This window comes from Bovifimicola ammoniilytica, assembly GCF_025567085.1.
GTDB classification, from domain to species: Bacteria; Bacillota; Clostridia; order Lachnospirales; family Lachnospiraceae; genus Bovifimicola; species Bovifimicola ammoniilytica.
Genome location: NZ_JAOQJN010000003.1, coordinates 89,275 through 102,893, shown reverse-complemented (window position 1 = coordinate 102,893; position 13,619 = coordinate 89,275). Strand labels below are relative to the sequence as shown.

Annotated in this window: 13 protein-coding genes and 1 pseudogene; all 14 read left to right on the top strand. The window is 32.6% G+C overall.

The features are described 5' to 3' along the window. Positions 1–42: 42 nt before the first annotated feature. The 14 genes and pseudogenes from OCV48_RS04195 to OCV48_RS04130 all read left to right on the top strand — a co-directional run bounded on the left by OCV48_RS04195 (position 43) and on the right by OCV48_RS04130 (position 13,608). A complete protein-coding gene (locus OCV48_RS04195) occupies positions 43–756 on the top strand; it encodes a DNA alkylation repair protein (protein WP_147591249.1) in 714 nt (237 codons plus the stop codon). A gap of 282 nt (positions 757–1,038) precedes the next feature. After that, complete coding sequence (locus OCV48_RS04190; protein ID WP_147591248.1) at positions 1,039–1,878, top strand: site-specific integrase; 840 nt, start codon at positions 1,039–1,041, stop codon at positions 1,876–1,878. Between the two features lie 56 nt (positions 1,879–1,934). Beyond that, complete coding sequence (locus OCV48_RS04185) at positions 1,935–3,926, top strand: ATP-dependent nuclease (protein WP_147591247.1); 1,992 nt, start codon at positions 1,935–1,937, stop codon at positions 3,924–3,926. A gap of 2 nt (positions 3,927–3,928) precedes the next feature. Beyond that, positions 3,929–5,683 carry an ATP-dependent helicase gene (locus OCV48_RS04180; protein WP_147591246.1) on the top strand — a complete coding sequence of 585 codons (1,755 nt, stop codon included), beginning with the start codon at positions 3,929–3,931 and terminating at the stop codon, positions 5,681–5,683. A gap of 39 nt (positions 5,684–5,722) precedes the next feature. Further along, complete coding sequence (locus tag OCV48_RS04175) at positions 5,723–6,325, top strand: AlbA family DNA-binding domain-containing protein (RefSeq protein WP_262558932.1); 603 nt, start codon at positions 5,723–5,725, stop codon at positions 6,323–6,325. After that, a complete protein-coding gene (locus tag OCV48_RS04170; protein WP_147591244.1) occupies positions 6,288–6,869 on the top strand; it encodes a hypothetical protein in 582 nt (193 codons plus the stop codon). Before OCV48_RS04175 ends, OCV48_RS04170 begins: the two co-directional genes overlap by 38 nt. A gap of 26 nt (positions 6,870–6,895) precedes the next feature. Beyond that, positions 6,896–7,195: a hypothetical protein gene (locus OCV48_RS04165; RefSeq protein WP_147591243.1), complete on the top strand. Its 300-nt coding sequence runs from the start codon at positions 6,896–6,898 to the stop codon at positions 7,193–7,195. Between the two features lie 68 nt (positions 7,196–7,263). Further along, positions 7,264–7,653, top strand: coding sequence for a hypothetical protein (locus tag OCV48_RS04160; protein WP_147591242.1), 390 nt, complete (start codon positions 7,264–7,266; stop codon positions 7,651–7,653). A gap of 338 nt (positions 7,654–7,991) precedes the next feature. Then, positions 7,992–8,293, top strand: a pseudogene (locus tag OCV48_RS04155) (transposase); the annotation flags it as partial. Positions 8,294–8,330: 37 nt separating this feature from the next. Beyond that, complete coding sequence (locus OCV48_RS04150; protein ID WP_317246813.1) at positions 8,331–8,657, top strand: helix-turn-helix domain-containing protein; 327 nt, start codon at positions 8,331–8,333, stop codon at positions 8,655–8,657. After that, positions 8,657–9,505, top strand: coding sequence for an IS3 family transposase (locus tag OCV48_RS04145; protein ID WP_262558927.1), 849 nt, complete (start codon positions 8,657–8,659; stop codon positions 9,503–9,505). Before OCV48_RS04150 ends, OCV48_RS04145 begins: the two co-directional genes overlap by 1 nt. A 311-nt stretch (positions 9,506–9,816) precedes the next feature. Beyond that, positions 9,817–10,764, top strand: coding sequence for a hypothetical protein (locus OCV48_RS04140; RefSeq protein WP_147591239.1), 948 nt, complete (start codon positions 9,817–9,819; stop codon positions 10,762–10,764). Next, positions 10,752–11,243: a hypothetical protein gene (locus OCV48_RS04135; protein WP_147591238.1), complete on the top strand. Its 492-nt coding sequence runs from the start codon at positions 10,752–10,754 to the stop codon at positions 11,241–11,243. Before OCV48_RS04140 ends, OCV48_RS04135 begins: the two co-directional genes overlap by 13 nt. Then, positions 11,224–13,608 (top strand): restriction endonuclease, encoded by a 2,385-nt coding sequence (locus OCV48_RS04130; RefSeq protein WP_147591237.1) that lies wholly within the window; start codon positions 11,224–11,226, stop codon positions 13,606–13,608. The genes OCV48_RS04135 and OCV48_RS04130 overlap by 20 nt, the downstream gene beginning before the upstream one ends. Positions 13,609–13,619 lie beyond the last annotated feature (11 nt).

Genomic DNA, 13,619 nt, shown 5'->3' with positions numbered 1-13,619 from the left:
TAAATACATTCAGGATTTAAGAGAATCATTGGAGGCAAAAAGATGACTTGTGATGAAATTATTGAAGAGCTAAAAGCAAATGCTTCTGAAAAATACAAAGCGAATGTCGTGAAAATGGGTATTCCGGAAGAATATAGTATAGGTGTTTCGACAGCCGTTGTTCGTGCAATAGCAAAGAAAACAGGAAAGTCAAATGAACTGGCAAGAGAGCTGTGGAATTCTGGTTATCACGAAGCAAAATTATTGGCGGTATTGGTTTTTGACAAGAAGACTATATCCCATGATGAAATAGATAAACTTATATGTGATGTACAGTCGTGGGATTTGTGCAATCACTTGTGTAAAAATCTAATTATTAAGCTGAAGAACTATGATGAGTTTATTTCTAATTGGATGACAAGTACACATATTTACAAGAAGAGAGCAGCATTTACGTTAATAGCTTCTTCTGTAGTACATAACAAAACGATTATCAATGATACGCTTGATGATTATTTGGGCATTATACAAGAGTATTCTGATAGTGAACATGAACATGTTAGAAAGGCGATTTCTTGGGCATTGCGGGAGATAGGTAAGAAAGATTTTACTTACAATGAAAAGGCAATACTTTTAGCTTATGAATTGAAAGAAAGTGGCAATAAGAATAAGATGTGGATTGCCAAGGATGCATTAAAAGAGTTAGAGATACTTGTTAAGGTTGAGGGAAGGGGGAGACTTATTTCTTCAAATAGCAAGATGGGAAGAGAGTCATAGACAATGAAATAGTGAGAGGTATTTACTCGGAATTATCCGAAAGAAAAAAGTATAAATTGTGAAAAGTCACTCATTTTACGATGATGTAAATTGGGTGATTTTTTTGATTTCCCGATAGAATTGTAGAATTATTCGTGATATAATATTTTAAAAGCAAAATGTTGGAGGGTATTATGAGTCACATTAGAATGTGTAGAGAAAAATTTATAGAATCTACGGAACTGGAATATTTATATTATACATCATACGCTAATGTTTGTTGATTATATAGAGCATATTGGAATGGGAGACAAAACGATAGAAATAAAAAGTGAGCATTTAAAAGACTCTGTTCAGTATTATAACGAAAAAGATGCAATTCAAACCGTTAGTACCATGAACAATCATTTAAATGCAATAAAAAGGTTTTTTGGATTTTTTTTAAAAGAAGGAATAGCAACAAATGTCTTTAATCAAATTCCAGATTATGATTTATTTAAGCAGAATATAATTGAAGAGTGTAATTTGAAGCTGGCAAGTGAAAGAGGACACTTTGAATCGGATCAGATAAAAGAATTATTGGATTACTTTAATAGCAAATCTAAAAAATATAGTAACATGACTATGATGGGGTTTTTCTTTAAGATTACTCTTTTGACACCGACAAAGAGAAAAGTAATAGCTAGTTTAAAGGTTGGTGATTTTTCAGAGGGGTTTGATTATGTAACCATTAATGGATTTGAGATAAAATTACCTAGAGCATTGAGTTTGGATATTAAAAATGAATTAGAACAAATAAATAAAAATATTCAAAAAGAAGACTTATTTTTCGAATTGTTTTGTGGATGCAAATATTCAGAAAATGTATTTAATACGCCTTTTTATTATGCTTTAAAGGAAATAGGGTATGATGTACCAAAAGATAAAGATACGTTTTCCGTAGAATGTATTAGAAATACGGCGATAGTTGATTTGGCAATAAATGGTGTAAATCCTTATCTTATATCACGATTAACAGGGTTGAGTTTGGGTGGATTGGATAATTTATTGACCAAGTTTGAGGTCGATATAGATGAAAAAGGTGATATAAATAGAATTCTTAATCAGGAGATAAGCAAATTCCAGTTTTATCAGGATATATAACATTATAAAAAAGAGTAGATTTTATCAGTGATATTTTCAGATAACGAGGTGACAAAATGTATATAGAAAAACTGACTATAAAAAACTTCAGAGCCTTTGATGAGGATGGAATTACCTTACAATTTAATAAGGGTGTAAATGCAATTATCGGTGAAAATAATTCCGGAAAATCCACTGTCATGGATGCTATCAGAATTGCATTTTCTACCGTAACATATAAGAAAGACATTTTTTTTACCAGAGCTGATTTTCACGTTAGTGAAGATGGAAATGCAGCTGAGTTTGCATTGTTTGATATTTATTTGGAAGAAGTACCAACAAGATTAGTAGAAATATGGAATCCTGAAAGTGCGGGTGGACAAGGTGGAGAATTTCATATTCGTTTTGAAAGAGTGATTGTTGCTAATGGTATAGAAAAAGTGAGAGCAATACATTGGGGAATCGGAACAGAGGGAAATCCACTGTCATCAGACACTTTCGATGCAATGGATGTAATGTTTTTGGGTGCATTAAGAGATTCTGAGAGTGAAATGAAACCAGCTAGAAACAGTAAATTAGCTCAATTATTAAGAAGTTTGGTGCCAGATGAAGGCACACGAGCAGAATTAGTGGACATACTAAATAGTGCAAATAATACCCTATTGGAAAAAGAAGAACTAAAAAAGACCAGAAAAACAATTAATGATAATTTAGCTCGTATAGAACAAGATTTTTTGAGCCAGCATGTTGATATAGGGTTAATAGAGCCAAGATTCGATTCAATTGCCTCATCGTTAAGAGCTTGGGTAAAACCTAAATGGATATTAGTTTCAATAAGTGATGGTGAGTATTCGAGAGCCCAGCAATATGCAAGAGAACATGAAGATAATAGAAAAATACAACAAAACGAAAATGGGATATATTTTGAAACGTCTATTTTAGAAAATGTTGAAGATATGGCTCCGGAATTAGTAACAAGAATAAATGAGATTGCAAGCAGTTCATTTGAATTATATCAGAATGGATTAGGATACAATAATCTTTTATTCATGTCGGCGGTGCTTGGTGATATGGCAATTGAACGAGGTGGAGTGTATCAACATTTGCTTTTAATTGAAGAGCCAGAAGCACATTTGCATCCGCAATTACAGGAATTAGTACATACTTTTTTGACTGATACAAATCAAGGAGATGCAAATATACAAATTATTTTCACTTCGCATTCACCAACATTGGCATCAAAGGTGGATATAGGTAATATTAATTTGGTTTATGAAAATGCACACAAAAAATATTGTCTACCATTTTCAGAAGCAAATTTAACAGATGATAATAAAGAATATTTGCAGAAATACTTGGATGTAACAAAATCTCAAATGTTTTTTGCTAAAGGTATTATATTTGTAGAAGGCATTAGTGAAGCAATTTTATTGCCGGAGATTGCAAAAACACTGGACAGACCATTAGAAAAATATGCAGTTGAGCTTGTGAATGTAGACAGCGTTGCGTTTGGTCCTTTTGTTAATTTATTTTCTTCGCAGAGTGTACAAACCTGTTTTTCAAAGGTTGCAATTGTAACAGATGATGATAGATGTACCAAGAAGAGTGAAGCTAATTATATCAATAAGGACTTTGATTATGATGATGTGAATAGTGATATATCGAACAAATTATTGAGCGGGACACCATCGGAGCGATGCAATGAACTTGAAACATCGTGTAGAACTGTGGGTATCAATGTATTTAAGGCAACAAAAACATTAGAATATGCCTTGTGTTGTGATGAAAATAATATTGAATATTTTATAGAAGCTATAAAAAGTGAGTATTCACAGTTGGGACCTGCGTTGGAACAAAAGGTAAACAGATTGCATGATATGAATGAAAAAGCAGCTTGTGTATGGCTATTCATACGAGCAAGAGACAAATGCAAAGGAGCGATTGCACAGTATATAAGTCAGATAATCAAGAAACAGTATGAAATGAGAAAAAAGGGTGAAAATATCGAGAAAGAATTTGTTATCCCTGATTATTTGAAAGAAGCAGTGTATTGTGTGACGGAAAGGTAGATATGGAAGAGTTAACACGTGAGCAATTATCGTTTTTGGAAGCTGAAGGTAGAGTTATTGTAAGAGCCTGTCCAGGTAGTGGGAAAACATACTCTGTAGCGACTAAGTTATTGTCTTATTTGGATAACTGGGATAGATATCATCAAGGAGTTGCAGTTTTGTCATTCACAAATGTTGCTAGTGAAGAAATCTATAAAAAAGCATATTTGTTGAATAAGGGGATTGGTAAATTGGATTATCCTCATTACATTGGGACGGTTGATAGTTTTATTAATGAATTTATTGTCTTGAGATATGGCTATTTAAAGACACATGAAAAAGTAAGACCATTGATTGCTTTGAGTGATAATTGGAAAATACCTTATAGGTATTGGAGAACAGAATGTTATCGCAATGGATGTGTAGACAACATAGAAAAATTTCAATGGGGAATTGACAATAAATTTTATAAAGATAAAGAAATTGTTAGTTGTGAATTACGTGGAAAGAGTCAACTTCTTCCTTGCCAGCAATATAAAGTGATGCTTATGAAGAAAAACATTATATTCCAAAATGAGGTTGCATCTTTTGCATATAGGTTGCTAAAAGAATATCCAATGATTGCAACAGCAATAGTTGAACGTTTTCCAGTCATTATTATTGATGAGGTTCAAGATACATCAGAGGAACAGATGGCTGTATTTGATTTGCTAACGGAAGCAGGTATAAAATCAATATTTTTAGTGGGAGATCCGGATCAAGCTATATATGAATGGAGAAATGCAAATCCAGAGTGTTTTAAAAAGAAAATAGATGCAGAGTCATGGGAGTGCATTGAACTGACGGGAAATTTTCGCAGTTCACAGCATATTTGTAATGCAACGTCTTGTTTTTCGGCAACATTGCAAGGACAAAGATCAAACGATGCGGTGGGAGATTATAAAGATGAGAGCCAAAAACCCGTACTGCTTTTAACGAACGAAAATACAGAGTCTGAGGTGATAGATTATTTTCTTGAAAAATGTCGTAGTATGGATATAGAAATTAAATCGGATAAGGTGGCTGTTCTTACAAGAGGAAGAATTCATTCAGATACAGATATTAAGGACTTGTGGAAAAGTAAAGAAATAGAGCTGATTGCAAAAGCTGCATATGAATGGAAATGTGGTTCTCGCAAGAAGGCATTCAGTGATATGTCTAAAGCATCGTTTAGAATTCTTGTTGGTGAGGAAACAGATGAGTATTTAATGAGTAAAAAGATAAGGGAATATACAGATGAGGAAAATTGGAAAGATTTTATAATTGATGTTTTTTGTGGTTTGCCCAATATAGATTTAGGTATAGCAGAATGGATAAGCCAGCTTACAAATCTGTATATTGATGTTTTACAAAAATATAATTTCCAAATTGCAGAGGGGACTAATATAAAAGATATTTTCAAGATAAAAATGAGAGATAAGAGTAATCCAGAGTTTAAGGATATACCATTAAAAAATTATTTTGAAAAGAAAACCAGTGGAGATTATACAAGATCGTCAATTCATGGAGTAAAGGGTGAAACTTATGATGCGGTTTTGATTTATGTAAAAAGTAAGACTGGAAAAACACTTACACCCAAGTTTTTAATGGAGGGTGATTTGGAAGACGAATTGATGAGGATAGCTTATGTTGCGATGACAAGACCAAGACGACTATTAATGATTGCGATGCCAGAAAATAAAAAATTGAAGGAATATAAGCGTTTTCCAGTAGATAAATGGAATTATGAGTATATATAGAAACTATATAAAAATACATTTAAACGAATGGAGAAGAGTATGCTTTCAGAATTGCAAAAAGAAGAAATATTGGAGCTAATATCCCTCAAACAAGAAGGAGCATATTGGGACTTTAAAAAAGAATGGTATGAAGATGGAAAACAGTCGGATTTGTTACATGATATTATTTGTATGGCCAATAATCTAGAGAATCGAGATGCGTATATCATCATAGGAATTGATGAAGAAAATGATTATTGTGTTAATGATATGACCAATGCAGAGAATCGAAAATCGACGCAAATGCTAGTGGATTTTGTGAGAAATAAGAAGTTTGCAGGTGGGATTAGACCTCGTGTAGTGGTTGAAACAATGCAACTGGAAACAGGCACAATAGATATAATTATAATAAAAAATGGATATTCTACTCCTTATGTTCTGGAAGAGTCGTATCGAGGGGTGAATGATAACAACATATATACTAGAGTAATGGACAGTAACACACCTAAAAACAAAACTGCTGAAATTTCACATATTGAATATCTGTGGAAAAAGAGATTTCGATTATTGATGGCGCCACTTGAACAGGTATTTTATTATTTGTTGAATAAGGAAGAATGGGAAGATGTGCCAGGATGGTGCTATAACACGCCAATATTATAAATATTCTCCAGAATATATTATTGAGCATTTTAGGTGTGATGATAGAGATGGGTATGAGTATTATTTGTTCAGCCAGTCGGATAGTAGACCACGTTGGTATAATATTAATGTTAAGTATCATCAGACAACACTATTTTCTATTATTGGTGCAGGATTAGATGGTGGTAGATATTTTACAAATGTTCCATGTACAGATTTTTTGTTTGATGATTGGCGTTATGAAGGAAATGTTTGCTTTAAATACTATGTAAAAGGAACAAAGAAAATGATTTTACATGATTTCTTTTGTGATTATGATAGTCATGAAGCTATGTATGCAAGAGAACAATTTGAAGAATGTATATTGATATTTTCATCAAATGAGGAGAAAGAAAATTTTAAAGAGTATGCAGCTACGAAATGGGCAGAACGACAGAATTATTTGGAGGATGTACGATTACCACATATGGAATTGCCAAGTGCATATCGAGAGGATGCGTTTAAAGAGGAATATGAGAATGCAATTGTACTAAAGAAAATGTTGGACGAGTATAGAATTTATTAACAAAGACACAGAAGGAGATGATGTTATTGAAAAGAAGGGCAGATTTATTAATAGATGGAAAATATAGAAGAATTACTATATGGGATGCATTAGATTGGAAACAGAATCGGCCAGATCTTTGGGAAAAGTATAAAAATAACATTTATAGCATTTGTAAAAAAACGGAAAATAAAGTAAGAATGGTTTTTAAACTGGGAAAAATGGTATACTTAAGAATAGTTATTTTAGATATTATAATGCCGAATTCGAAAACAAAGGAGAAGGCAGTGAGGAATCATATAGACATGAATTTTTCAAAGAATGTATCTCTAGGATTGAGCGTCTAGAAATAAGGTGGAAGGGCGAGGCTCTGACGATATATCCTGATGAAATATTGCAAGAATAAACTATTTTTATGGAAGATGGAAGTAGACGAATTGTTGATTTGCTTGTGAGTTTCACGAAAGCGGATCCAGCAATTTATGTTGAAAAATGGGAAGGTCAGTTTGCAATTGAAATAAAAGATACTCATCTGGTAGATAGTAAAAAGATAAGCCAAATGAAACAAAAAGGACTTGCATGTTTAGAATTTACAGTCAGTAAATGGAATGTCAAAGATAATTTTAACAATGCAGAGGATGAAGAGAAGCAAATTGTTGAAATTACAGAAAACTTGGATGGGAAAAATGGTGGATATATTTGGGGTGAACTATTAGTAGATCCAATATCTAGGAAGTATTTTGGCACAAAATTCTATGAAGATGAAAAGAGAGAAAAGGAAAGAGTGATAGCTGAATTGAATTAGGTTAAGCAATTATATGGTCAAGCTATTGATACTAATAAACAGTTAAGGGAACAGATACAATTGCTTCACAGAAATATTGATGAATATAAAAATAAATTATCTGGTTTTTAGACAAAATTGAGAGTTACAGAGCAGGAAAACGTAAAAATAAAATCAAGTTTTTGGTAAAAAAGTAAAATAAAGGATGATATTAATGAGGCTTGTCCCACGATTTAGGAGTGTGTGAAACTTTTTCTGTAAATAGCTAATAACAGCAAGGTCTTTTATGGTAAAATATAAATCATAGGAGGCCTTTTATTATGGCAAGAAGAGAAAAGAAACCTGTACACAAAGTAGTAATGACAGAAGGAAAGCGAAACATCATTCAGCAACTTCTTCAGGAGTATGATATTGAAACCGCTGAAGATATCCAGGATGCGCTTAAGGATCTGCTTGGCGGCACCATCAAAGAGATGATGGAAGCATGGATATCGATGTTCCGCAGGATCGTAAATCAACATTTGAGCCACAGATTGTAAAGAAACGTCAGAAGGATATTTCTGATATCGCTCAGAAGATTATTTCCATGTATGCAAAAGGAATGACAACCCGGCAAATATCCGAAACCATCGAAGATATCTACGGTTTTGAGACATCAGAAGTGTTGTGATATAATAAATTTGTAAAACCTTGTTCGAATAATATATTATAATATTACTCAAACAAGGAGGACGTTACTATGTCAGTACATTAACACCGAAGACTTCAAAAAAGAAGTAGTTAAAGCCTATATGGCAGGCGACAAATCAATACCGCAAATTGCTGTTGAATTTAATGTTGCCAAAAGCTCCATTAGCAAATGGGTTAACGAATACAAGGAAGAATGCCTCTATACCACCAGAACAACCGCAGAATCTAATGAAGCAAAGGAAATCAGAAGATTAAATCAGCTTCTTAATGAAAAAGATAAAGAGATTGCTTTCTTAAAAAAAGCGGCGGCATTCTTCGCGAAGAAAATCGATTAGTGGTATATCGATTCATCGATGACAATAAAAATATATTTGGTTTAAGATGGCTATGCCAGAAGTTTGGCATTAGTCATAATTGTTATTACAACTACAAAAAGGATGCAAAGCGAAAATATCGTGAACGCTTAGCACATATCTTTGAGCTTATAAAGTATGTTTATTACAACAACAATCGTGTTATAGGCTATAGGGCTATGCGCATTTTTATCAAACGATATGGCTATGAGTTAAGAAATACCACAATGCATAAATATATGAACAAGGAATTGAATCTTTGTGCAGTAATTATGCATTCTAAGCCAGGTTACAAGACTGGCAAAAAGAATAAAATCTTTGACAATCTCTTAAATCAGAATTTTACTGTCAACTGCAAGAACAAAGTATGGTGCACAGACTTCACATATATGCGCCAGCCAAATGGAAAATTCAGATACAACTGTTCAATTATTGATTTGTATGACAGGTCAGCTGTTGCTTCGTTAAACAGTGATTATATCAACACTGATTTGGCAATAAGCACTCTGAAGACAGCCCTTGAAAAGGAAAACTACCCTAAAGTGATTTTGCATTCAGACCAGGGGGTACAGTTTACTTCATGGGAATTTGTAAATTTTTGCAAAGAGAATAATATAACACAAAGTATGAGTGAGGCTGGCTATCCTTATGATAATGCTCCCATGGAAATATTTTATAACACTTTCAAAAGCAACTTTTATAACATAATTTCATTTTCAAATGTAGAGATGATGGATGAACTAACTATGAAATACATAAATTGGTATAACTATGTTTGCCCTCATTCATACAATAATTATTTAACACCAATGGAGGCTCGTTACAGGTAGGTATTTATCGAACAAAGTGTTACAAAAAAGCTTGACCACAACACAATTAAAAGCTGAAAACTCTATACTTCGGGAAACACTGAATAAGGCATATGATTTTATGAAACAGTTTGTGATGGATGGAAAGTATCGGACAGGTGGTTGAGAAGGTTTTACGACGTTAAATGAAGCGGTTTATGTGTATAAATTAGCACATAAACCGCTTTTCATTTTGCTATTCGACAGAAAGTCATAAAGCACAAATATAAAAGTGACAAATAGTCACGAAAAATGTTTGTTAGAGATATATCATATACAATGAGGTGATAAAAATGGAATTAAGACAATTAATAAATAGGCTAAAGGTATTGGCAGATCATTTTTTTACTAATGGGATAGACGACATATATACTAATAGTAAGATATATGAAGTTCTTATTGCAGAGCAATTTGGGCATCAGATTATTAATGGGCATGCAAATACACCTGATGCAAGAGACGGAAATGGTGAATTTTACGAGTATAAACATTATAAGGTTTCCAGTTCTAATCATACATGGACTTTTAATGATTTTACTGATAGAACGATTGAAAAATTGTATTATGTAAAAGAAGTTTATTTTACGGTAATCAATGATGAGTATACAATTCCGCATATTGAAAAAATATATGTTGTTCCAGGAGAAGAAGTTGCAAGATATATGAAAGAAAAGACGCAACATATTTTTAATTTAAGAAGAATGATTAATATTAGTCCAATGCAGATTGTGAGTAATATGTCATATGATATAATTGAAATGGAAACAACAACTTGTTCAAGCAAATTAAAAGAGATTTTTTTTACAGCATCAAAGATTGAAGAAATAACAGGTGTTGATGGGATTTTGACAAGTAATAAGTTGTGGGAATTATTGGTGGCATATGAGCTTAACCATAATGTGAATTCGGAGCAAAGAAAACATGATGCATATGACGAATGTGGGCGCACATACGAATATAAAGTAAGTAGTGCTCCTAGATGGACATTTCAAGATATTACACAAAATGTATTGGATGGATATTTGGATGATGAAAAAATTGTTTTGGCAATAGTTAATAAAAAAAGATTTTCAGTAGAAAGAGTCTACTTCTGCAATCCTAGTGCGATTGTTTCTATATTGCAATGTAAATTGCAAGACCGGACGAATGGTAAAAAAACTATCAGGAGAATAAGTTCGTATATAGGAATGGTGGATGTGAGACGTATGCTTGATGAAGGAGATGCAGAATGGGTTCTTTAGACATACTTGTAGAAAACATTAACCGGTTGGCTGCCTATCATCATTTAGATACATATGCGGATATAGCACAGCTTTTAAATGTTTCAGAAGATTCAATAAAGCGTTGGCAAAGTAAAGCTCGGTGTCCCTCTTTAAAGAAGATTGATCAAATGGGGGATAGAATTGGATGTCGATCATATGCGTTGATACAAAAAAATGGGGAAATTTTTGCGGAAATTGAATTTTTACGAAATAATTCACGAGAAATATTATTACATAACTTACAAGAATATTTTATGCAAGCAGGTAGGTTTTCGTGGAATGATAAAGCGGCCTTGTTTTATGGCTTTGTCAGCGAAGATGTTTTGAAATCATATTTTAGAGAAGAAAATTTTAAAACACCACCATTAAGCAAATTAGATGAAATGGCGGAAGCATTGGGAAAACCCACATATGAGTTAATTAAGGAGGGTGAGTCAGATGAAAAAACAAATACCTGAGAGTGTAAAAATTAGATTAAATGGAATCAAGACAGCAATAGAAGCTGTTCCTAATACTGTCCCAAATGAAATGCGAACAACTTTTAATTTTAAAGGACGTAAATCGCCGGATATAGCTGAAAAAGTTATAGAAGCAGTGTGCGATAGTGATGATATTATATATGATCCTTTTATGGGAGCTGGTTCGTTTGTATATGCAGCAATGGGTAAGGTGAAGAGGATTTATGCAACAGAGCTGGATAATTACACTTTTAATGCAGTTGCAGTATTGATGAATAGAGTGGATATGCTCAAATTGCAAGAACTCTTTGATATTGTAAAAAGTGATGTATATGAAGAAATAATGGCATTATATGAAACATCCTGTTGTGGCTGTAAAAATTACATACACAAAGTTTTATTTGATCCGGAGGAAGGTAAAGAAGGATACTTTAATCCGTCTAGCAATAGAGAGATTGTAGATAGAAAAAATATAAAGCTTGTAGACAAATGTCCTATTTGCGGTGAAAAAGCGAAAAAATTTGATGAAGATGATTATAAAAAACTTATTAGCTTGGATAAGGTAAATGTAGATAGATTTCCTCAAAAGCAATACATTGTAAATAGTAGAATTAATATTACTTCATCAACAGGGGCAGATAAATATGATAGAATTTTTACACAAAGAAATAAGATAGCATTATTGATGTTGCAGGATGCGATAAACAAGCTTGAATCATCAGAAGAAAGAGATGTATTAGAACAAGTTTTAGTTGCGTCTATTTCTCTTGCAAGGATTGCGATGTATGGATCAAGCACAGATATTTTATATCATGTGGTAGGGCATGGCGCACAAGATATGAATGTTTGGTTACTTTTTGAAGATAAATATAAAAGCTTTTGCAAGTTTAAGACAGCATATAGTAATAAACAAATTGGAACGACGGATTCAGAGGTAACAATTATTAATAAGGACTATGCATCTTATATAGATGAAAATCCTGATTTGAAGGTGGATGTTATTTATACGGATTTCCCATACACAGATCAAGTTCCATACTTGGAGAGAAATCAACTGTACCGTGTATGGCTAGAAAAGTTTTATGATTCGAAATATGTTTTGACAGAAGAAATGCTAGAGCAGGAAATTGTTCAAACAAATGCGGAAAGCAGAACTGCAAAAAGAGATATCGAAAATTATTATAAAGATATCGATAATATGTTTGCGCATTTCTCTAAAGTTTTAAATAATGATGGGCTTGTTTTCTTTACTATGAAACTGGGAAAAGCGAAGTATTTTAAAACGTATATCGAAATTGTGAATTTGGCACGAAAAAATGGATTTGAATATGCATATCAAATAGGTATTGAGAAAAAAGATCCAACAATGCGAAAACAATCAGCATTTACCAATACATTTATGAATGAGATGATAGTTGTTTTCTATAAGTTACCAGAGAGTGATAGATATTGGTATATTGGAAATGAGAATTATGAGTTTCTACTTGTTAAAAAGGTATATTCGTATTTAATAAGAACCAAAGATTATGTAACTTTGACAAGCGCTGTAACGCTGGTTTGTAATGATTTAAAGTCAAAATATTCATATATAGCAAGTGAGCAAGATATATTCAGAATAAAAGCTTTGTTAGAACAATACTTTAAAGTAGATGCTGGTTGCATACAAATAGATAACAATCAATTGTACTTGGATATTGAGGATACAACAGACTTATATACCAAATTGTATGATTTGATGCCTATTTTTATAAGACAACTATTAAATAGCAAAGGCAAGTTTGTGTTGGAAGATGTTTATTTTGAATTAGTGAATTCATTATGTGATGGTAACCCCAAAACGATTGCCCAAATATTAGAAGATAAAAGTCACCAGAGAGATATAGAAAAATTGATATCTAATTACTGTCAAAAAGACGGGCAATATTATGTTGAGAGAAAAGATATTAGTAAACCTAATGAAGATGCTATTGATATTTCAACATTAAGCGGTACGGATTTTGAAATATTAGTTCAGAATTTGTTAAAAGCAGAAGGTTATGAAAATGTTATAAAAATGGGTGGTGCGGGTGATTTAGGTGTTGATATAATTGCATCTAAACGACAGCAGGATAGATTGTTACATTATATTTTCCAATGTAAGCGTTGGGCATCTAATGTGGGTTCAGATCCTATACAGCGTCTATATGCAGAGAGAATAAGAAGAGGATTGGATTATGCAGTGTGTGTAACAACTTCTGGTTATACAAAGGATGGGAAAAAAGTTGCAATGGATTTAGAAGTCGAAATTGTTGATGGAAAGCAATTGATGCAACGACTTAATAGATATTTCCCAGACGAGTATTATAATGGAATTCAAGATGTATAAACAAAAATGCG